23 protein-coding genes are annotated in these 21,879 nt (G+C 36.2%); 8 read left to right on the top strand and 15 right to left on the bottom strand.

Translation table 11 applies throughout. From position 1 onward, the window contains the following. Nucleotides 1-26 precede the first annotated feature (26 nt). Entirely contained in the window at nt 27-1,196 is a 1,170-nt protein-coding gene (locus O0955_RS17935) for an efflux RND transporter periplasmic adaptor subunit (RefSeq protein ID WP_269428940.1), read from the bottom strand. Between the two features lie 379 nt (nt 1,197-1,575). Then, nucleotides 1,576-2,370 (bottom strand): diaminopimelate epimerase, encoded by a 795-nt coding sequence (gene dapF, locus O0955_RS17930; RefSeq protein ID WP_269428939.1) that lies wholly within the window; start codon nt 2,368-2,370, stop codon nt 1,576-1,578. A 246-nt stretch (nt 2,371-2,616) separates the two neighbouring features. Here dapF and O0955_RS17925 point away from each other — a divergent pair, with 246 nt between their 5' ends. Beyond that, nucleotides 2,617-4,158 (top strand): trypsin-like peptidase domain-containing protein, encoded by a 1,542-nt coding sequence (locus O0955_RS17925; protein ID WP_269428938.1) that lies wholly within the window; start codon nt 2,617-2,619, stop codon nt 4,156-4,158. A gap of 53 nt (nt 4,159-4,211) precedes the next feature. Here O0955_RS17925 and O0955_RS17920 read toward each other — a convergent pair whose 3' ends face one another. Next, the gene (locus O0955_RS17920; RefSeq protein ID WP_269428937.1) at nt 4,212-4,556 is read right to left on the bottom strand and encodes a four-helix bundle copper-binding protein; all 345 of its coding nucleotides are present in this window, start codon (nt 4,554-4,556) and stop codon (nt 4,212-4,214) included. Between the two features lie 222 nt (nt 4,557-4,778). On the opposite strand from O0955_RS17920, the gene O0955_RS17915 reads away from it, so the two are divergent. Beyond that, nucleotides 4,779-5,285: a hypothetical protein gene (locus O0955_RS17915; RefSeq protein WP_269428936.1), complete on the top strand. Its 507-nt coding sequence runs from the start codon at nt 4,779-4,781 to the stop codon at nt 5,283-5,285. Nucleotides 5,286-5,523: 238 nt separating this feature from the next. Further along, on the top strand, nt 5,524-5,715 hold the full coding sequence (locus O0955_RS17910; RefSeq protein WP_121952386.1) for a cold-shock protein: 192 nt from the start codon (nt 5,524-5,526) through the stop codon (nt 5,713-5,715). Between the two features lie 76 nt (nt 5,716-5,791). Here O0955_RS17910 and O0955_RS17905 read toward each other — a convergent pair whose 3' ends face one another. Next, nucleotides 5,792-6,601 carry a DUF695 domain-containing protein gene (locus O0955_RS17905; protein ID WP_269428935.1) on the bottom strand — a complete coding sequence of 270 codons (810 nt, stop codon included), beginning with the start codon at nt 6,599-6,601 and terminating at the stop codon, nt 5,792-5,794. Between the two features lie 79 nt (nt 6,602-6,680). Continuing rightward, a complete protein-coding gene (locus tag O0955_RS17900) occupies nt 6,681-7,313 on the bottom strand; it encodes a hypothetical protein (RefSeq protein WP_269428934.1) in 633 nt (210 codons plus the stop codon). A 370-nt stretch (nt 7,314-7,683) separates the two neighbouring features. Here O0955_RS17900 and O0955_RS17895 point away from each other — a divergent pair, with 370 nt between their 5' ends. From O0955_RS17895 to O0955_RS17885, 3 genes are all read left to right on the top strand, one after another. Continuing rightward, on the top strand, nt 7,684-8,364 hold the full coding sequence (locus O0955_RS17895; RefSeq protein ID WP_269428933.1) for a succinate dehydrogenase cytochrome b subunit: 681 nt from the start codon (nt 7,684-7,686) through the stop codon (nt 8,362-8,364). A 16-nt stretch (nt 8,365-8,380) separates the two neighbouring features. Then, a complete protein-coding gene (locus O0955_RS17890) occupies nt 8,381-10,360 on the top strand; it encodes a fumarate reductase/succinate dehydrogenase flavoprotein subunit (RefSeq protein WP_269428932.1) in 1,980 nt (659 codons plus the stop codon). 110 nt (nt 10,361-10,470) lie between these two features. Next, nucleotides 10,471-11,241, top strand: coding sequence for a succinate dehydrogenase/fumarate reductase iron-sulfur subunit (locus tag O0955_RS17885; RefSeq protein ID WP_269428931.1), 771 nt, complete (start codon nt 10,471-10,473; stop codon nt 11,239-11,241). A gap of 305 nt (nt 11,242-11,546) precedes the next feature. Here O0955_RS17885 and O0955_RS17880 read toward each other — a convergent pair whose 3' ends face one another. The 8 genes from O0955_RS17880 to O0955_RS17845 form a co-directional block, all read right to left on the bottom strand. Next, nucleotides 11,547-11,948 (bottom strand): energy transducer TonB, encoded by a 402-nt coding sequence (locus tag O0955_RS17880; RefSeq protein WP_269428930.1) that lies wholly within the window; start codon nt 11,946-11,948, stop codon nt 11,547-11,549. 23 nt (nt 11,949-11,971) lie between these two features. Then, the gene (locus tag O0955_RS17875; protein ID WP_269428929.1) at nt 11,972-12,610 is read right to left on the bottom strand and encodes a TonB-dependent receptor plug domain-containing protein; all 639 of its coding nucleotides are present in this window, start codon (nt 12,608-12,610) and stop codon (nt 11,972-11,974) included. 15 nt (nt 12,611-12,625) lie between these two features. Beyond that, nucleotides 12,626-14,314: a TonB family protein gene (locus tag O0955_RS17870; protein WP_269428928.1), complete on the bottom strand. Its 1,689-nt coding sequence runs from the start codon at nt 14,312-14,314 to the stop codon at nt 12,626-12,628. Next, nucleotides 14,311-14,688 (bottom strand): BlaI/MecI/CopY family transcriptional regulator, encoded by a 378-nt coding sequence (locus tag O0955_RS17865; protein WP_269428927.1) that lies wholly within the window; start codon nt 14,686-14,688, stop codon nt 14,311-14,313. The genes O0955_RS17870 and O0955_RS17865 overlap by 4 nt, the downstream gene beginning before the upstream one ends. A gap of 141 nt (nt 14,689-14,829) precedes the next feature. Further along, on the bottom strand, nt 14,830-16,392 hold the full coding sequence (locus O0955_RS17860; protein WP_269428926.1) for a M28 family metallopeptidase: 1,563 nt from the start codon (nt 16,390-16,392) through the stop codon (nt 14,830-14,832). A 173-nt stretch (nt 16,393-16,565) separates the two neighbouring features. Next, entirely contained in the window at nt 16,566-17,366 is an 801-nt protein-coding gene (locus O0955_RS17855) for an ABC transporter permease (RefSeq protein ID WP_269428925.1), read from the bottom strand. Between the two features lie 2 nt (nt 17,367-17,368). Next, a complete protein-coding gene (locus tag O0955_RS17850; protein WP_269428924.1) occupies nt 17,369-18,277 on the bottom strand; it encodes an ABC transporter ATP-binding protein in 909 nt (302 codons plus the stop codon). A gap of 5 nt (nt 18,278-18,282) precedes the next feature. After that, nucleotides 18,283-18,456, bottom strand: coding sequence for a hypothetical protein (locus O0955_RS17845; RefSeq protein WP_269428923.1), 174 nt, complete (start codon nt 18,454-18,456; stop codon nt 18,283-18,285). A gap of 200 nt (nt 18,457-18,656) precedes the next feature. On the opposite strand from O0955_RS17845, the gene O0955_RS17840 reads away from it, so the two are divergent. Together O0955_RS17840 and O0955_RS17835 are read left to right on the top strand one after the other, a co-directional pair. Then, the gene (locus tag O0955_RS17840; RefSeq protein ID WP_269428922.1) at nt 18,657-19,688 is read left to right on the top strand and encodes a sensor histidine kinase; all 1,032 of its coding nucleotides are present in this window, start codon (nt 18,657-18,659) and stop codon (nt 19,686-19,688) included. A gap of 42 nt (nt 19,689-19,730) precedes the next feature. Further along, nucleotides 19,731-20,480, top strand: coding sequence for a LytR/AlgR family response regulator transcription factor (locus tag O0955_RS17835; protein WP_269428921.1), 750 nt, complete (start codon nt 19,731-19,733; stop codon nt 20,478-20,480). Between the two features lie 54 nt (nt 20,481-20,534). On the opposite strand, the gene O0955_RS17830 is transcribed toward O0955_RS17835, so the two are convergent. Together O0955_RS17830 and O0955_RS17825 are read right to left on the bottom strand one after the other, a co-directional pair. Continuing rightward, nucleotides 20,535-21,278: a lysophospholipid acyltransferase family protein gene (locus O0955_RS17830; RefSeq protein ID WP_269428920.1), complete on the bottom strand. Its 744-nt coding sequence runs from the start codon at nt 21,276-21,278 to the stop codon at nt 20,535-20,537. Nucleotides 21,279-21,308: 30 nt separating this feature from the next. Continuing rightward, on the bottom strand, nt 21,309-21,863 hold the full coding sequence (locus O0955_RS17825) for an NUDIX domain-containing protein (RefSeq protein WP_269428919.1): 555 nt from the start codon (nt 21,861-21,863) through the stop codon (nt 21,309-21,311). Nucleotides 21,864-21,879: the final 16 nt, after the last annotated feature.

The raw sequence follows: 21,879 nt of genomic DNA, 5'->3' as shown, positions 1-21,879 counted from the left end.
TGTAAAAACCGGTAAGGATTTAAATGTTATTTTTTTATTTCAACATAAACGGAATCGGTGTTTTTTATATCAGGTTTAATTTTTGTTCCGTCTTTTAACGATTGAAAACCTTCTAAAACAACTTTATCACCTGCTTTAAGCCCTTTGGTAACTACGTAGAAATTTCCTTTAGCCAATTCCATAACCTCAATTTGGGTGTTAATCACTTTGGCCGAATCACCTAAAATGTACACGAATTTCTTGCCCTGTAAATCGATTGTTGATTTTTGAGGAATTAAAATTGCATTTTCAACGTGCTGAGGGATTCTAACAGAAGCACTTGCTCCATTTTTTAATAAGAAAACCGGATTAGGAAATGTTGCCCTTAAACTTGCTGAACCAGTGCTGGTGTTAATCTGACCATTGATGGATTCGATTTTACCATTCTGACTGTAGATTGTTCCGTCGGCTAGAACCAAACTAACTGCCGGAATGTTTTTCATCTGTTGCGCAAGTGTATTTCCTTTGTAAGTGTTAGAAAAATCTAAAAGTTGTTTCTCATTTAACGAGAAGTAAGCGTAAACCTTAGCGGTATTTGAAACAGTGGTTAATGGCTGTGCACTCGAGCTGCTTACCAAACTTCCATTTCTGAAAGGAATACTTCCAACAACACCATTAACCGGACTGGTAATTGAAGTGTAACCGAGGTTAACCTGTGCGTTCGCCAATTCGGCTTTTGCCTGTGCCAATGCAGCTTTTCTGCTTTGAAGGGTGAGCAGGGCAGCATCCAGGTCGTATTTGCTGATAATATCTTTCTCTACCAGCGGCCTGGTTTTATTAACCGTTAACTGAGCGGAATTAACATCGGCCTCTGCACTGCTTATTGCTGCTCTTGCTGTTCTAACTTGCTGCTCATATTGTGGTGCATTAATGGTAAAAAGCAATTGCCCCTTCTTTACCACAGTGCCTTCATCCACCAATATTTTTTCTATAAAACCATCAACTTTTGGGCGGATATCAATATTTTGAATCCCTTCTATTGTTGCAGGATAATCAGAATCAAGTGTTGTAGATTGTTCGTTAACGGCAAATACAGGATAGGCTTGGGGGCCGGCTGCTGCTGCGGCAGCAGCTTTTTTCGCATCATCATTATTTCCGCATGATGCTAAAAGCATACCAATGCTTATGCTAAAAAAGAGAGTTGTTACTTTTCTCATGGATTATTTCTGTGTATTTAAATTTAAATTTCCGGAGGTTAATTATTGTCAAAAAACAGGGTTTTGAATTTCCGCAATAAAGGCCCAAAAATAGAGCCTGAAAAAATATAAATCTGTCGAAATTCTGTCATTTAATCAATCGATTGATTTATTTTTGAATTTAAAATGACTTAAAATCAATATAAATGTACTGATTTTAAGTGTATTAGCCATGTATGTCTTCCAGGGCTTTATGTGTAAATAAATTGCGACAGATGTTAAAGGGTTGTTAAAACAGCCTTTTTATACATTGATTAATGTCCTTAAAATGGACTATTACTGTCGGATTTCAAGACTTCGGTTTAATACCTTTAAAAGGTAAGACAGGGGCAATTAAAGTTTATAAGGGTACATTGCTAACGTCTCCTTCGAAAACCAGTTTTGCAGGTCCGCACAGAAATACGTTGGTAAATGATTTCCCATCGTAATCAAATTCTATTTTAATATCACCCCCTAAAACCTTAATGTCTGTTTTAATATGGCCGGTTTGGTTTTTATAATTTGCAATGGCCATGGCTACCGCGGTTACTCCGGTGCCGCAAGCATAGGTTTCATCTTCAACGCCACGTTCGTAGGTGCGCACAAACAAATGGTCACCCTTATCCTCCACAAAATTGACGTTAATTCCTTCAGTTTTGTAAGTTTCATTATAACGAATGCTTTTCCCCTCATTAAAAACATCGAGATTTTGCAAATCTTCTTTCAGGGCAACATAATGAGGCGATCCAGTATTTAAAACAAAGGCATTTCCATCTGTATTAATGGTATTTACATCAATCATTTGCAGATCGATCCATTCGCCACTTTCTGAAATTCTGGCATGATGCGGCCCGTCAACAGCTAAAAAATCTGTCTCTTTGTCAATGATTCCCAGATGCTTGGCAAAAGCTACAATACACCGGCCTCCATTGCCACACATGGTTCCGGGTTTACCATCTGCATTAAAATAAAGCATCTCAAAATCATAATCTTTATGGCTTTGCAAAAACATCAATCCATCCGCACCAATACCAAAACGACGGTGGCAAAGTTGTGCAACGAGCTCGTAATCAATGTTTTTAACAGGGCTTACCCTGTGGTCGATTAAAATAAAATCATTGCCGGCACCTTGATATTTATAAAAATTAATTTTCATGAAAGCTTCATTTTTAAATTTAATATTTGAGTTGCGAAAGGCCTCTTTGTTATTGAGTTGTTTGATTTAACATTTTTTAACAAAGAACCAACGCTTTTAGTATACAAATATCGTTTATATGGTATTAAATTTGAATAAATTTACGAAAGAAAAATTTTAAGCAGATAAATACTGCTTGGGCATCTCTGCTTAAACAAAGATTAATCTGATGCTCTTGCAACCTTACGAAGTAAAAATTTTTAACACATGAAAAAAATATTAGGAATCACAGTATTGGCTGCATTTATAGGTGGTGCAGCTGCTATAGGTGGTTACAAGCTCTTTGAGCGTAACCAATCTGGCGGTACAATTTCAGAAAAACAACAATTATACTTTGCCAATAATCCACTTAAAGTTTCTTCATCAGGTGAAGTTGATTTTGTACAGGCATCTGCTGCGGTTGCACCGGGTGTTGTGCACATTAAAACAACTTATGCAGCATCAAATAAGAAATCGCAATCTTCTCCTTTTGATATGTTTGATGACTTCTTCGGTGGCGGTGGCCGTCAAATGCAGCGTCAACCATCTGCAGCATCAGGTTCGGGGGTAATTATTAGCCAGGATGGTTACATCATTACCAATAATCACGTGGTGGATAACGCTGAAAAGGTAGAAGTAATTTTAACGGACAGAAGAAAGGTTGAAGCTAAAGTGATTGGCCGTGATCCGAATACTGATTTAGCTTTGATTAAAGTTAATGAAACTGGTTTACCCGTTGTAAAAATGGGTAACTCTGATAATGTTCAGGTTGGTGAGTGGGTTTTAGCCGTAGGTTTCCCGCTTGATTTGAATACTACAGTTACTGCTGGTATTGTAAGTGCAAAAAATCGAAGCATTGGTATTATCGGTCGTGAGCAACAAGGAAATGAAATTACTGAAGAAGAATACCGCGAATATCAGCGTACCGGAAAAAGACCAGATCGTCCGGCAAATACGAGTATTGAATCTTTTATTCAAACAGATGCTGCAATTAACCCGGGAAACAGTGGTGGTGCTTTAGTAAATGCCAGTGGTGAATTAATTGGTATTAACTCTGCAATTGCATCGCAAAGTGGTTATAATCAGGGTTATGGTTTTGCAATTCCAATTAACCTTGCCCGTAAAATTGTAGATGATTTTATGAAATACGGCTCTGTTAAACGTGGTTACATTGGCGTTAACTTTGTACCATTGAGTGCTGATAATTCTTCGGAAATTAAAACCAGTGAAGTAAGTGGATTATATGTTAATGATGTGGTTGCCGGCGGTGGCGCAGCAGCAGCAGGTTTAAAACAAGGTGATGTAATTAAGAAAGTGGATGGTGTGGTTATTAATGATTCACCGGATTTACAGGAAAGAATTGGTCGCTTAAACCCTGGAGATAAAGTGAAGTTGAGTGTATTGAGAGATGGATCTTTAAAAGATTTTACCGTAACTTTAAAAGGCGAGCCCAATGCAGGTGTTTTAGCCAGCAACGCACCAAAAACAGTAGAAGTTTCAAAATTAGGTGCTAGTTTTGCCCCAGCCACTGCGGCCCAAAAATCTAAGTATGGTATTGATAACGGTGTTGTTGTAACATCAGTGGTTACCGGAAAAGCTTTTGATAATATTGGTGTAGAAAAAGGCTTAATTATTACCAAAGTAAATGGACAAGCTGTTAATAGTGTAACCGATGTTCAAAAAGCTTTGCCTCAAACCAGAAACAACATGATTTATATGTCGGGTGTGAGTCCGGAAGGAACGTTTAATTTCAGTTTCCCCGCCCAGTAATAAAAGATTAAGAAAAATGCCTCCAAATTTTGGAGGCATTTTTTATGTGAAGGCTAATCCTGATAAATCGGTTCATGATTTTTATGACAAGCGTCGGCACAGGTTCTGCATGCTTTAGCGCAAGCCTGGCAATGTTCATGATGGTGTTTAACACATTCTTCAGCACATAAGCGACAAACCTCCTCACATAATAATAAATATTGATGGGCGATTACAGAATCTCTTTGCAATAAACGTGCTGCCTGCACACATAAATCAGCACAATCGCGGTCAAGCTTTATACATTTTACCATCATTTTAACGTGTCCCTCTTCAAGACAGGATGAGGCACAATACTCACAAGCCAGCGCACAATCCAAAAGGGTTTGAATTAATGCCTTATGATTTCGTTGTTCCATATCATTATATAATTAATTATAAATGTTTTGTTAATTAATTAACGCCCACCATTTTAAACTGTTTTAAAAAAATAACATCTATAGCATTAAACATGTTCATGTATTTTTCATGTTAAGGATTTAGTTTTGTTGTTGATCGACTGATAGTCAATGTTTACCGATGCTTAATTATATCTTTTTTAATTGTTACCTAATTTGAATCAGCAATAAAAACCAAATTATATGGCTTTAGCTCAAATCAACATCAGCTCTAAACAATATTTCAATTTTATGTGTAAAACAGATTTTGAAAGAAGAATTTATCATGATAGCTATAAAGAGTTTCAAAAGAAATCTAAAGCATATAGTTATGGTCAAAGCTTACATACGTTTAGTGAAATGTGTGCGGCAAATGAAAAAGCAAATTCTTTACACCAAAAACTTAATTATGCAGTTATAAATACCATTGAGGCTTTGGATAAAGAAATGCCTGTGCTAAGCGATACCGATAATAAACCCATATTATTTGAGTTGGCGGAACTTCATATTTATGCTTCGGACTTGCTGAATAAAGCCGGACATGTGGTTTCCATTACGTACGTGAACCCGAAACTTATTTTACATGAGGTTATAGGTGATTTATTGATGCTGAGTTATGACACGAACCACAATGGTGAAACTTTTATGGTAAAAATAAATGCCGATATGATTATAAACTATGAAAAAATAAACGAATTGGTTTACCATTAATGTGTACACTCTATTTTGTATGCTGATTATGGCTGTTTTTAAGCAGAAATACAGAGGGCAACACTTATTTTGAAGGTGCTTTACTGATAAAATCGGATAGATAATATGAAATATCTGCTCGATAAAATAGCCCTAACAGACAATCAATCAATATATTTAGCCTAAAATTTACTTTAAAAAATAAAAAATTGATTTATAGGGATTTAACAGTATCTTTGTCAAAATTAAATAGAATACAATGCAACAAGGAACAGTAAAATTTTTTAATGAAACTAAAGGTTTCGGATTTATCACACCTTCAAATGGCGATGCCGAAATTTTTGTTCATGCTTCAGGCTTAATCGATAACATTCGCGAGAATGATTCTGTAACCTACGACGTAGAAGAAGGAAGAAAAGGCCTAAACGCGGTAAATGTTAAAGTAGCTTAATAAAACTCAACACATAAATCGTAAAAAGTCCCGGTGCAAACCGGGACTTTTTTTATGCCTTAAAATTCCGTTTAAACTATTTAACAATCGGGCATCCCCAACCATCGTATGTGCCATTAAAATTTGCAGCACTTTCTGCTAAGTTTATGGTGCGCTCATTTATACTGTCATAATCTACCGGATCAAGAATGGTTAAATGCAGCATATACCGATAGTCGCCATCCGCTTTGGTATCTTTATTTCTAACCGTAAACCCACTGTCTTCAATACTGGCAACAAAATTTTCGCGGTCATCTTCTGTATTAAAATATAAATAATGATCTACCTGTCTGGGTTTATGATGATCATCACCATGGCTTTCCAGATTCATTAATACCTTTCGGTTGTGCATGGTTTGTAATTGCGCAGGAAGCGGATATAAAAAATCCAGGTAAACAGACCAGTGCGGATCTTCTTTTGTCCCAAAATCATACTCATAATTCGGGTAGTTGATCATTACATCTGCAATAGTTTTATCGTATAAAAATTGATTGTCGAAATAGAAATATAAATCACGGCTTCCATTAGAAGTCAGCCGGCCAATATATATGCTGTCGAATTTATTTTTTAGCTGTCCTGTCAAATGATCTTCAATTTCATAAAGCTTTTCACTCTCCTCGTTTGATGACAAACCATCTGCTCTCGGATCATTCATTTTAACTGAAACCCAGATCAGCACAGGTTTTTCAGCAACCGGAGCTATTTTTCTTATACCCAAATCAACCATTATAGATCCAAGCTGATGATCTACATTTGTAAAATAGGTATCCCAGTCTTCTGTATATTGAATCGGATTTTCCTTTTCAGGTTGTTTTTTATCTCCAAAGAATTTGTCAAAAAGTCCCATACTTATTTTTTATTGTTCATTAAAATCTAAACTTTAGCCTGCATACAAAGGCAATTAACCCAATGTAATTTTATTATTTCTATTTGGATATTTCAATTTTATTTAAGGATTTTAATTTTTCAGAACTTTCTTTTGATAACGGATTGTTCTTTAAATTAAGTTTTTTTAGGTTTTTTAGTTCTAAAAGTTTTTCTACCGGTAAATCTTTCAGGTCATTATTTTCTAAATCAATTTCTTCCAGGTTTTTAAGTTTCCATACGAAAGGAGGTAATTCCTCTAAATAATTATCCTTTAAAACGATTTTATAATAACTGTTTAGAACCTTTTCACTACTATAATTTATGTGATCAGCCATAACAGATAATGTTCCTGTTCTTTCTCCCGAAGGAGTTGTAATAGATTCTGGTGTTTTAACCGGATCAGCCTTTGAGGATAAAACTATAAAATCTTGTTTATCCGTTATTCTTTTGTTTAAATGAATTCCCAGAAATTTATCTGAAAAAGTATAAAGTGGAAGGATTAAAAATAAAACCCCTATTGTCCCCATCAGCAACCTTGAGCCATTATAACCTAGAATCTGCCTAATTATCTTGGTTTTCATTTTTTTAGGAATGTAATCTCTGTCCCACCCTTTTACCGATTTGTATATAAAAAACAAACCAGCAAATAACATTACAACTAAAAAAAGCATTAAAAAAGTTTTGAAATCCATTTTGTATTACATTTTATTTATTTGAGCTCCGTTTATTTTCAATATCTCTTGCTTTTACAATCTGAAAAAGCAAATCAATACAACAACGCCATGGTTTATAAGAATTGAATTATAGTGTTTTGGGATATTAAAAATTAAGGGAAGGGTTTAACCAAAAGACAGAGCGATTGTTAATTACCTTAAAAATATAAATTTTAGATAAAAAATGAAATTTTGGCTATAGAAAGTCCTGAATACGATTTCTGTTTTTCTTAAACAGGGCTTAGAATGTTTCTAAATAAATACTTTATCGCTGTTTTGTCATAATGCTTTATAAATTAAAACTATAATTAGATACTTTTGCAGAAAATAGTTATAAAATCCTAATCAAATGAGTGGTTTCGGAAATGCTCTTTCATCCTCAATCGGGAAGAAATTCATCATGGGTATTACAGGTTTATTCCTGGTACTTTTCTTGGTAGTACATTGTTTCATCAATGCGTTAATCTTTTTTAACGATGGTGGTTTAACTTTTAACATTGGCGCACACTTTATGGCCTCCAACTGGATTATCCGGGCAGGCGAAATAGTGTTGTTTATTGGTTTGCTTGCGCATATTTTTCAGGCGTTAAGGTTAACATTACAAAACCAAAAAGCACGGCCAGTTAAATATGCGGTAAACAATGGTAAAGCAAACAGTAAGTGGTATAGCCGCTCAATGGGCTTGCTTGGTACTTTATTGCTGATTTTCTTAATTGTTCACTTATCTAACTTCTGGGTAGTTTCCCGTTTTACAGGAATTCCTACGGTGGATGCAAACGGACATGAAGATTTGTATGCAGTAATGCGTGAAACTTTTAAAAACCCTTTAATTGTGTTGCTTTATACCTTAGCAATGATTTCTTTATGTTATCACTTATTACATGGTTTCGCTTCGGCATTCCAAACTTTAGGTTGGAACCACACAAAATATAACGGTATAATTAAAGGTGCAGGCGTTTGGTATTCTATTATTATATCAGTGCTTTTTGCAGCTATGCCAATCGCAGTCCACTTTGGTTTAATTAAATAATTTTAGCACGAAAGATATGTCAGATTTGAATTCAAATATTCCAGAAGGCGAATTAACCAGTAAATGGACTAAATTTAAGTCTTCTGTGCCGTTGGTTAATCCATCGAATAAAAGAAGTATAGAAGTAATTATTGTAGGTTCTGGTTTAGCAGGTGCTTCGGCAGCGGCAACCTTAGCCGAAATGGGTTATAAAGTTAAATGTTTTTGTTTCCAGGATTCACCCCGCAGAGCGCACTCTATTGCAGCTCAGGGTGGTATTAACGCGGCAAAAAACTATCAGAACGATGGCGATAGTACTTATCGCTTATTTTACGATACCATTAAAGGAGGCGATTACCGTGCCCGCGAAGCCAATGTGCATCGTTTAGCCGAAGTAAGTGCCAACATTATAGATCAGTGTGTGGCGCAAGGTGTGCCTTTAGCCCGCGAATACGGAGGCTTGCTGGATAACCGTTCATTCGGGGGTACACAAGTTCAGCGTACTTTTTATGCGGCAGGTCAAACCGGTCAACAGTTATTATTAGGTGCATACTCTGCTTTAGAGCGTCAGATTGGTATGGGTAAAGTAGAAATGTTTACCCGCCACGAAATGCTTGAAGTTGTTAAAATCGATGGTAAAGCCCGTGGTATTATTGCCCGTAACTTAATTACAGGCGAAATCGAGCGTCACTTCGGCCATGCAGTCGTATTAGGAACAGGTGGTTACGGAAACGTATTTTATCTTTCTACCAATGCAATGGGAAGTAACGTAACTGCAGCATGGAAAGCACACAAACAAGGTGCTTATTTTGCAAATCCCTGCTATACTCAAATTCACCCAACCTGTATTCCGGTTTCAGGAGATCACCAGTCTAAATTAACCCTGATGTCTGAGTCGTTGCGTAACGATGGACGTATCTGGGTTCCTAAAAAGAAAGATGATACCCGCAAAGCTTCAGAAATTCCTGAAGATGAAAGAGATTATTATTTAGAGCGTCGTTACCCTGCTTTTGGTAACCTTGTTCCGCGTGATGTGGCTTCGAGAGCTGCCAAAGAGCGTTGCGATGCAGGTTATGGTGTAGGTGCATCTAAACTGGCGGTTTATTTAGATTTTAAAGCCAATACAGAACGTTATGGTAAAATTGAAGCTTCTAAAGCGGGTAACCATAATCCTGATAAAGAAACCTGCATGCGTTTAGGTACAGAGGTAATTAAGGAAAAATATGGTAACCTGTTTGATATGTATGCACAGATTACCGGTGAAAATCCTTACGAAACACCAATGCGTATTTATCCGGCGGTTCACTATACAATGGGCGGGCTTTGGGTTGATTATAATTTAATGACAAGTGTACAGGGTCTATATTGTACTGGTGAGGCCAACTTTTCAGATCATGGTGCCAACCGCTTAGGTGCATCTGCGCTAATGCAAGGTTTAGCTGATGGTTATTTCGTACTTCCATACACTATTGGTGCTTATCTTTCTAAAGAGATTTCGGTAAAAGCGATTCCTACGGATCACCCTGCATTTGTGGAGGCTGAAGAAAGAGCAAAAGGTATTTTAGACAAACTGATCAACATTAAAGGAACAAAATCAGTAGATCATTTCCATAAACGTTTAGGACACATCATGTGGGAAAAATGTGGTATGGCCCGTAACGCAAAAGGTTTAAATGAAGCAATTCAGGAAATCAGAGCTTTACGTGAAGAATTCTGGAGTAACGTTCGTGTACCAGGTTCTTCTGATGAATTGAACACAGAACTAGAAAAAGCAGGCCGTGTGGCGGACTTTATCGAACTGGGCGAATTAATGTGTATTGATGCATTAAACCGTAACGAAAGCTGTGGTGGTCACTTCCGTGAAGAATATCAAACGGAAGAGGGCGAAGCATTACGTGATGATGAAAACTACGCTTACGTTGCCGCATGGGAATTTAAAGAAGGCGTAAACTTCGAACTGCATAAAGAAGAGTTGAAGTTTGAAAATATTAAAGTAGCACAAAGAAGTTATAAATAGTAGCAATACCTAAGTATTAAGGTTCAGGTATTTAGTGTCAGGATTACAAACGGTCTTGACAATGAATACCACCACCAGATACTAATATTTGATACTTAAATCTCAATATCATGAGTACAGGAAATATGAACTTAACGCTAAAAGTTTGGCGTCAAAAAAATAACAAAACCAAAGGTGCTTTGGTAGACTATAAACTTGCTGATATTTCACCTGACATGTCTTTTTTAGAGATGTTCGATGTGTTAAATGAGCAATTAATTAATAAAGGTGAAGAACCCGTAGTTTTCGATCACGATTGTCGTGAAGGGATTTGCGGAATGTGTTCTATGTTTATAAATGGCCGTCCGCATGGACCAAAAGATTTGGTAACAACCTGCCAGTTGCACATGCGTTCTTTTAAAGATGGCGATACCATTACGGTAGAACCATGGAGAGCTGCTGCATTTCCGGTCGTTAAAGATTTAACTGTAGATCGTTCTGCATTTGACAGGGTTATTGCTGCTGGTGGTTTTATTTCGGTAAACACAGGTAATGCTCAGGATGCAAACAATTTACCAATCCCTAAAAAACAAGCTGATGCTGCTTTCGAAGCTGCTGCCTGTATTGGTTGCGGTGCTTGTGTTGCAACTTGTAAAAATGCTTCAGCCATGTTATTTGTATCTGCTAAGATTTCTCAGCTGGCTTTATTGCCACAAGGTCAGCCAGAGCGTTATCGTCGTGTACAAAGCATGGTTGCGCAGATGGATGCAGAAGGTTTTGGTAACTGTACCAACACCGGAGCTTGTGAAGCAGAATGCCCTAAAGGAATTTCATTGGAAAACATCGCCCGTATGAACCGTGATTTTGCAACTGCAAAATTTATTTCAGAAGAAGAAGTTTAAAAATATTGCCTTCAATTGTAAACCCAAATCGCGAAAGCAGTTTGGGTTTTTTTATGCGCTTTTAAAAATTATATAGTAAGGCTAAATTAATGTTGTGAAGTTATTTTAGACAAATTATAATTCGTTTTGACCGGAATAATTCTATGTAAGCATATTAAATTCAGGCTTTGTTAAAAATTTTATTTGGCAAAATTTGTTTATCAATTAAAGTTTTAATAAATTTAGTGCTCCGAGACAGGAGAGAGAACATAAAACCCCGGCTATTTTAGCTGGGGTTTTGTGCGCTTAGGGTTTTAGCTTGCTTTTTATCCTGGATTTGAAAAGTTAACATTAATGTTGTACTTCACTCTTACAGGTTGCCCTTTAACCAATGCGGCGTTCCATTTTGGTGAGGCTTTAAAAACCCTTACCGCTTCTGCATCTGTTTCCTTTGAAAGGCTTCGCATAACCTGTATATTCGATAAAGATCCATCTTTTTCTACAATAAAGGCAAGAAATACCTTGCCCTCGGTTTTATTTTTTTTAGCAATTTCAGGGTATTTGATATTCTGCCCCAGATATTGATAAAACTGTTTTATGCCGCCCGGATAAGAAGGTTGCTTATCTACAGATACAAAATCATACACTTTTTTACCTTTAACTTGTGCGTTCGCAGAATTAAAAGACATGGTAATGCCCAGTAGGGCTAAAATGATTAGCTTTCTCATTGTTATAATTTTATGTTTTTTACTTAATTGGTTCTTTTCAGGAGTGTTTTGCTTTTTTTGGTGGTAATGATTACGACTCCATTCTTTGCGCCTTCGCCATAGGTAAGTACAGACTCCCCATTCTTAAGAACATTAATAGATTCTATATCGTCTGGTTTAATGTTTTTAATCGCTGCTTTTTCAGTTTCAATTCCATCAACAATATATAACGGACTATTTTCAAAGTTTACAGGAGAATTAAACCGGCGATAGTTTGTGTTTTCTCTGCTTTTTAAATTTCCCGGAATAGCTATTGCACCAGAAGTGATTTTAGGATCCGGAACGAAAATTGACTTTTCCGGGTCCGAATAACCGGACTTAATTTCCTTTTTCGTTTTAATTTCGATAACACCATTAAGTCCTTCTGCTCCAAATTTGGCTATGGCAGCTGTATCTTTCCAAATTTTAATGGCTTCAATGTTTTGCGGGTCGATATTAAACAGTGAATTTGTGCCTCTTACAAACTGTTTGTTGCCATCAATTATAACTAATGGTTTAAAATTATCTGATAATGGTCCTTCTCTTAAATTAATTTTAAATTTTTTGACAGAATCCGTTTGTTGTGCCATGCTATTTAAAGCAAAACCGGTAAAGAATACCGCAATCATCATTAACTTTCTCATATTAATTTAAATGGGTTAGCGTCCAATTGGTTCAACGGTTTCCAGCTTTCTAAATAAAAAATTTCCCATGGTGGCCTTGCTGGTGATCACAATTGCACCGTCTCTGGCTTTAGATCCATAAATACTAACGGCCGATTGGTCTTTAAGTACCGAAATGGAAGCTATGTTTTGAGGATTTATACTATTTAATACGGAGTTATCTGTTTGTACTTCCCCATCCAAAACCACTATGCCCTTATAATCTGAAGGGCCAATCGTTACTTTATCTGTTTTGTAAAGCAAATTAGGCACTTTAAAAGCAGACTCAGATTTACTTTTTTTGGATTCTATACTGTTGGTTAAAGAAAAATTAACATTGATATTAAACTTTACACGAACTGGTTTACCACCAGTATATCCGGGATTCCACTTTGGACTTCCCCCAATTACACGCAGTGCTTCTTCATCAGTGCCACTACCTAAACCACGGGTAATGGCCACATCACTAAGGCTGCCATCGGTTTCGACTATGAAACTTAAAAATACTTTACCACTAACATTATTTTCCTGAGCGGCTTTGGGGTATTTTATAGATTTGGATAAATACTCATAAAATTTAGTGATTCCGCCCGGAAACGTTGGCTGTTTATCGATAGAAACAAAGTCGTAAATCTTATTGTCTTTCTCTTCATTTTTAGGCGGCGTTTCTATTAAAATCGGTTCAGTAAGATTCTTTGAATGTTTCAGGTTTTTAGCTGAAACACTCAGAGGCGCTGGTGCATTTTTAACATGCTCAGCTAAAACTACTGAACTGCCTGCTAAAGGCTGGCTTACAATTTCCTGTACCATTTCAATGGGCTTTTCCATTGGAATTTGATCGGTAATGGAGATTAACTGCTTATTCTTGCGAATCGTTGCAGAAGAAAATACAATGAAAATGGCAAAAAGCGGAATAAAGATACCGTATTTTAAAATCGCTGCTTTTTTTGAAGGCTCTTTGTGAAGCATGTAAATTCTTTTTTTGATTAAAGATTTATCAAAAAAACCATTTGCAAGTGCATTTGGAGATATTCCGAAGGATTTACTTAGGATAAGCATGGCATATTCGGCTTTATCGCCCTGAAATTCTGCCGCCAGCTCGTCTGCTAAAAACTCGTGAATATTTTTAATGGCCTTTTTATAAAGATAAATAACCGGATTAATCCAGGCAATGATGCCCAGGATTTCAAAAAATAAAATGTCTGCAGTATGCCATTGTTTAATATGGGCTTCTTCGTGGATATCAATAATAGCTGTTTCAGGAAGCTCTGTATCAATAACTTTTTGACTAAAGAAGGAAAATGCAGAACCTGCTTTTGCTGTTTTAAGCAGTTTTTTAACAGTGAATAAATTGTACACTAACCTGCCCAGAAAAAACACAATACCCGCACAATAAATATAAACCAGTAAATTTCCCCAGTTAATGCCGGTTTTATTTTCGGTAACATTTGTTGCTTGTTGTAAAACAGCATCCCACTTTACGGTTGCATAAACCGATTGGGCTGCTTTTTGTTCTGTTAACCACTCCAGTCTTATAAATGGTATACAAAGTGATAAAATGCCTGCAGCAACCAGATAAATGCGGTTTAACGTAAAGTAGGTTTCCTTATCTAAAAGTAATTTGTAACAGCTGTAAAAAACAATTAAGTATAAGTTTACCTGGAGTAGGTAGTGGGCAAAACTCATCTTGGTCTATGTTTAATTTTATTGATCATTTTTAAAATCTCATCCACATCACTTAAATCCAGTTTTTCTTCTTTTACAAAGAAAGAGAACATGCTTTCTACAGAGTTTTCGAAATAATTTCCGAGTAGTTTTTCTGTTGCATGCCGCTTGTATTCTTCTTTACTGATCAGCGGATGATACTGATGCGCTTTGCCAAACGCTTCATGACCAACAAAACCTTTGGTTTCTAAAATTCTGATAATTGTTGAAACCGTATTGTAAGCCGGTTTGGGGATAGGTAGTTCATCAATTACATCCTTAACAAATGCTTTTTCCAACTGCCACAATACCTGCATAATCTGCTCTTCAGCCTTAGTTAAATCTTTAATTTCCATAATAATTGTATAATAATAAGGATAGGGAATATCGTTGCCCTGACTAAAACTAAAACTAATTATTTAGTTTTGCAAGTTTTTATGCAAAAAAAATGTCTGACTAAACTATTAGCCAGACATTTATCCTGTTAAAAAAGAAGCTTATGGTCTTGCTGGCTGCGCAGCAGGCAATTCTTTTCTAGGTATTTGAGCTTCACGCTGTGAAGTATTATAAACAAACGAAGCAATAATTGTAGCTGCTTGTTTTAAATCATCTTCAATAAGCCTGTCGTAAGTATCCTGGTTGCTGTGGTGCGTTCTTGTATTATAATCCATCGGATCCTGAATAAATTGAAACCCCGGAATACCTACAGCATCAAAAGCCTGGTGATCGGTACCTCCCGTATTGCTGGCCGTTATGGTTGTAGCGCCTAAATCATTAAAGGGTGCTAACCAGCTCTGAAAAATCGGACCGGCTGCAACATTACCCTGTAAGTAAATACCACGAATTTTTCCTGTTCCGTTATCTAAGTTGTAGTAAGCAGATACTTTTTTCTGATCAGGAGTTAGAGCCATGGTTTTAGGATCGCCAAAATGTTTTAGTACATAATTTCTGGATCCGAATAAGCCCTGCTCCTCCGAACTCCAAAGGGCAATTCGAATGGTGCGTTTTGGTTTAAAATCTATGGCTTTTAAAATACGCATGGCTTCCATCATTACGGTAGAACCTGCTGCATTATCTGTAGCACCTGTGGCGGCATGCCATGAATCAAAGTGACCGCCAATAATTACGACTTCATCTTTTAATTTTTTATCTGTACCGGGTATTTCTGCAATTACGTTGTAACCTTTAGGATCCTGATCGTAAAAAGAAGTTTTAACATCTGCTTCAATTTCTACAGGTTTGCCTGCACGTAATAAACGCAGTATGTGTAGATAATCTTCAGCTGAAACTTCTAATTCCGGAGAAACCGGTTTAGCATCCAAAGCATAAGAGGCACCGTTGCTGGTAAACAGGGTTCCTTGTCCGCCACGTGCGTAAGTTAAAATTAAACCTACTTTTTCTTCGGTTAGCATGGTAGAAATGGCCGCTCTAATTTCACGAAGTTTCATCATTTGAGCCATCATATTATTGCCATTGCCAGATCGCTGACGATCTCCGGCTGCCTGTGGTTTAGCCTCTGCCATTTTGGTTAAGGTCGTATCTGCATAGCGAACAAAATCAGGTTTAAGCCCGCTTTGTAAAGGATTGCCCTGATCCAGCATTACAATTTTGCCGGCCAGTTTGCCTTTGTACTTCGCTAAATCAGCAACACTGTCTGCTTTAATTAATATAACGTCAGATTTAATTGGCCCGTTGGTGCCAGGTGTCCATGCTTTTGGTGACGCGATAATGGCATGGTAATAAGGAAGCGTAGTTGCCGCATAATATTTATCAATCTGCCAGCCTTTACCAAAGGTACCCCATTCTTCTAAATGAGCATTTTTTAGTCCCCATTCTGTTAATTGTTTCACTGCCCATTCCTGTGCCCTCTTTAAACCGGGAGAGTTGGATAAACGCGGACCATTAACATCTGTTAAGTTAAAAGCAATATCCATCGCTTTTGAATTTTCTAATCCTTCTTTTCTGATTTTTTGAACAATGGCTGCATCTGGCGTGTCTTGTGCAAAAGCAGAAATATAAAAGGCAAAGGCTAATGCAGTTGCTGTAAATCTTTTAATCATACTTAATAATAGTTAGGTTATTTTTAAATATTAAAAATACGGTTTATGCTGTTTCCAATACATTTCTAGTAATATTTTTACATCGTTACCTAGTTGCATTTATATAAAAAATCCGATCCAAATAAATGGAACGGATTTGCCGTGAAAGATTGGAAATTCATTTTTTCAATCTTTTATTTTATACTTTTTCTGGATGCAATAAAATAACCGATAATAAAGAGTACAACAGCAAAGATTAAGCTGGTCCAAACCTCTTGCGTAAAAATTTCAAAGTCGGCAGGGTTTTTTAACTTCTTTACAGCAGTGCTGCTGCTTAACACTAAAGATGGATGACTGTACGGAATAAGGTAAGCATATTTCCAGCTAACATTAGCCGTTATAATGCCCATAATTGTTCCGACAAAGCCAATGCCCATTGGTTTTAGAAAGTCTGCCCAAACCAGGCTCAGAATAAACTGAATAGACAATATGCCCAGTGAAGAAAGAAACAGTTTAAAATAAAATTTGATCAACAAAACAGATGGGTCAAATTCATTTAAATTATATTTTGGAACCAGAACCTGTAATAAATGTCCGAATGCTAAGGTTAAAACAGCAAATAGAAAAAGACAGATAAATATGAGGATTACAGCATAAAGATATTTTGCTGTGTAGATGGAGAATTTGTTTAAGGGCTGTGCAAATAATGTTTTCCAGGTATCGTTTTTATGTTCAATATTGTTAACCGAGAAGGCCATGAAAATGACATAAAAAGGTAAAATAAGAACGCCCATTACACCTAAAGCGGCCCCAATGTAACGCAGCCATAAAAGCATGGGAGGGTAATGCATGGCCAATATTTTTTCTGAGCTGCTGTAAAAACCAAAAGTGATTAAACCACAAATAACAACAGGTAAAATTATGGCTGCCCAAAAGGCCAGGGTTTTTCTTGATTTGTAAAATTCGGAGAAAAGAGAGATGTAGAGTGAGCGCATAATTAGTTGTTTTTGGTAATGTCTAAAAATAAATTTTCAAGATCTTTTCTTTGCTGATACAGACTGCTAACCGTAAAACCATTTTGAATTAACAGGCTGTTTAAAATGCCACTGTCTTTTGCATTTGTAAAGGGAATCGTAATTCTTTTTTCAGTTTGCGCTGTAATACTGTAGCCAGCATTTTTTAAAAATTCGGATGCATTTTCTATGCGGTCAACCTCAATTTCAAGCATAGGTTTGCTCAGCTGATGAAGTTCATCAATGGTGCCCTGAAATAAAAGCTTGCCTCTGTTAATGATGCCTACATGTGTTGCTGTACGCTCAATTTCTGCCAGTAAATGGCTGGATACCAAAATGGTTTTGCCATGATTGGTTGCAAGATCGAGCATTAAATTTCTAATTTCGATAATGCCATTTGGATCAAGTCCGTTGGTGGGCTCATCTAAAAGTAGTAACTCAGGATCAGAAACCAGTGCAAGGGCAATGCCCAAACGCTGCTTCATACCCAAAGAATATTTAGAGGCTTTTTTATTAGCGGCTTCTGTTAGACCAACAAGCGCTAACATTTCATCCGTTTTGGTTTTTTTTATACCCAATAAAAGACAGCGGTTGTTTAAATTCTCTTTACCACTTAAATGCCCGTATATAGCAGGTTGTTCTACCAGTGCGCCAACTCTTTTTAATATGGCGATACGGTTATGATTGATTTCTTTGCCAAAAATAAAAACCTGATCGGAAGGCGATTTTAACAGGTTTAGTAATATTTTAATAGTCGTTGTTTTACCCGCTCCATTTGGCCCTAAAAAACCATATATGCTTCCTGTAGGAACCTGAAGTGATAAATCTTTAATAATGGGTTGGTTATCAAAATTAAAATTTAAACCAACCGTTTCGATCGCGTAATTATTCATGGGTTCTATTTGAAAATGGCTGTTGCCTGTTTCACTATAGCGCCTGAAGTTTTTGCTGGTTTCACAACGATTTCTCCATCATTATTTTGATTTGTATTGATTGTTAAGGTTAAAACAATCATCATAAATACAGGTAATAATAAAAGTAAAAATGGCGAGGTATTAGCTAACTTTTTCATGTCGTTTTGTTTTGATGATTCAAAGAAAGACAAGAAAATCAAGCTGCTAAAATCTATTATACCAAGTGTTAAAGAATCTAGATCAACAGACATTTTTGGCGTTTGTCGATAAATTTCGCCAGATGGACCGTTCGTAGAAAAAAAAAGCCAGTTGGTAGATTGTTTTATCTTTATTTTGAAAGTTTAGCTATTTTGGAAGCATGAAAAAAAATAGGGGAGTACTACTGCTCCACGGTTTATTCTGGAGTGTAATGCTGTTATTGATCATCATAGGAATTTTCCTTGATGAAGAGAAATTTAATGTTAAAGATTTTTTTTATGGTACAGTTATATTCGGAATAATTAATATCTCTTTATTTTATATTAATTATATTATTCTCATCCCACAGCTTGTGGAGAAAAAGAAACGTTATTTTATTTATGTACTTATTTTTATCGTACTACTCGGCTTAGTTCCTTTACTTAAAACAACATTAACAATATTATTTAGAGATCATGTTTTTGTTAATTTAAAAAATAGTAAGAAGCCAGAGCTCACAGTAACTACCTATTATTTTGCTCAGGTATTTATTTGTGGTTTCTTTTTAGTTTCGAGTTGCATTATAAAATTTACTATAGATTGGTTTAACAGTGAGCGAATACAGCGCAACCTGGAATCTGAACGCCGCGAAATGGAACTGCAGTTCCTGAAATCTCAGCTAAACCCACACTTTTTATTCAATTCACTTAATAATATCTACTCTTTGGCTTATCAGAAATCTGATAAAACCGCTGATGCCATTATGAAGCTCTCGGAAATTATGCGGTACATGATTTATGAAAGTAATACCCCAACGGTTTCTTTGAGTAAAGAGGTAGATTATTTAAAAAGTTATATTGAGCTTCAAAAAATAAGATTCAAAGATGGCGCTTATGTAGAAATGAATCTTAACGGCGAAATTGACGATCAGAAGATTGTGCCTTTAATGTTGATCTCTTTTGTTGAAAATGCTTTTAAACATGGTGTTGTTAACGATCCGGAAGAACCGATTAAAATAAATATTATTGCCAACCAGAAAATTTTGCACTTTAGCGTGATTAATAAGAAGAACCAGCAAAATAAAGATGCGCAAGGTGGCGTAGGTTTACCTAATGTAGAACGAAGATTACAACTGATATATCCGGACAGATATAAATTAAATGTTGTAAATTCGGCTACGCATTACAACTGTGAACTGATGATTGATATTTAATTAACAATCACTATATAAAACTGACCATAAAACTTTCCTTAAATGAACCTAAACTGTATTGTTGTTGATGATGAGCCTTTAGCGCTTGATATTTTAGAAGATTATATTTCTAAAGTACCATTTTTAACAATGGTTAAGCGATGTGAAAATCCTATTGAAGCTTTACAGGTTGTACAGGCCGGGGGAGTAGATTTGGTTTTTCTGGATATACAAATGCCAGAATTAACCGGGATACAGTTTTTAAAAATTGCCGGAAATAAATGTCATTATATTTTAACCACTGCCTATCCTGAATATGCACTGGAAAGCTACGATCTTAACGTATCCGATTATTTATTAAAACCGATTGCCTTTGATCGTTTTTATAAAGCAGTAGAAAAGGTACACAATCAATTTAAACCTGTTGAAGTCGCTGCAAGTCCGGCACAACCTATTATTACACCTGCTCCTTTTTCTGGTTCAGCAAACCCGGTTCAGGATTTTATCTTCGTAAAAACAGAACATAAAATACAAAAAATCTATCTGCACGACATTTTATACATTGAAGGCTTAAAAGATTATATCTCCATTTTTACTAAAGATGAGCGCATTATTACGCTACAGAGCATGAAAAAAATGGAAGAGGCTTTACCTCAGCGGCAGTTTATCCGTGTTCACAAATCTTATATTGTAGCCGTTGATAAAATAGAAAGTATAGAAAGAAGCCGCATTACCATTAACAATAAAATTATCCCGGTAGGCGATACATATCGTGATGAGTTTTTTAAAGTAATTGGCAATAAAAATATCTGATCGAAAAGGCGAAGTTAAGGATATCCGATTCAGATAATAAGAATAGTGTAAGAGTTAACTTAATGGCTGATTCAGAATTTTTCTGATTGCTGTTTCAATTTCTAATGTAATCTCATTAGCCGATTGATCAGCAGGCTCTATTGGTTTTAAAACCGTCCATCTTAAAGCATGACCTGTAGTGAGTGGAAACATTCCGAAGCGAACGATTTTCCACGAATTTTCAATAGCAACGGGTACAACAAGTGCGTTCGGCGCTGTTTTTAATAAAGTTGCTATACCACCAAACTGAAAGGTTTTTAATTTTCCATCTTTAGCTCTGGTACCCTCCGGAAAAATCACAGCGCTCCAGTTGTTGTCCTTCATTCTTCTGCCCAGCTTGATAATTTCCGAAATGGCCTGTTTATTATCTTTCCGGTCAATATTTGCCCCGCCACCCAATCTAAGGTTTATCGAAATAGAAGGAATGCCTTTGGTTAATTCTATTTTGGAAATGAATTTTGCATGATGTTTACGTAAAAACCAAATTAATGAGGGAATATCGTACATGCTTTGGTGATTGGCCGCAAATATGATTGGTCTGTCAGTCGGTAAATCGTGTTCGTTTTTAAAGCTAACCGAATTCAGGAGAAAAATTTGGCAATAAGTAAGGAAAAAATTAAGCACATCAACGGAAACCTTATGCGCTTTGTAGCCAAAAAACTTATGACAAATCCATTGTATTGGGTGAAAGACGCAAAGTGTTAATCCAAAAAAGAAATAAAATACTGGGCTTAAAATGTATCCGAAAAACTTGCTCATTTTTGTATTGAAATTTGGCAAATGTAAGAATTACAAATCACCGTTTAAAATCATCAGCTTTGCCTTTAAAATTGCAGCAACACTCATCGAGTCTGTAATTTCTCCTTTTAAAACCATTTGATAAGCTTCCTCAAAAGGGATTTTCTTTACAATAAGTTGTTCCGTTTCTTCAGGCATGGCTATACCCTCAATCAAATCTGTGGCTATATATAAAATGGATAATTCATCGCTCACCGAGTTTGATAAATGCAGGCGTTGAATTTCTTTCCAGTTTTTGGCACTTAATCCGGTTTCTTCCAGTAATTCTCTCCTTGCACTCTCCAGCGGATCTTCATTTAACGGACCGCCACCCTCAGGAATTTCCCAGCTATAGGCTTTTAAAGGATACCGGTACTGTCCAACCAGCCAGGTATTATAATTTCCGTCAAGTGGCAAAATGCCTATGGCATAGTTTTTAAAATGAATTTCTCCGTAAATACCTTTGCCTCCGGATGGGTTTATTACCTGATGCTCGGTAAGCTTTATCCAATTGTTATCGTATTTAATTTCGCTTGATAAAGTTTGCCAAGGATTAATTTCTTCCATGCCGCAATATATAAAA

It is taken from the genome of Pedobacter punctiformis (assembly GCF_027213715.1).
GTDB classification, from domain to species: Bacteria; Bacteroidota; Bacteroidia; order Sphingobacteriales; family Sphingobacteriaceae; genus Pedobacter; species Pedobacter punctiformis.
This window is presented reverse-complemented; position numbering and strand designations above follow the sequence as displayed.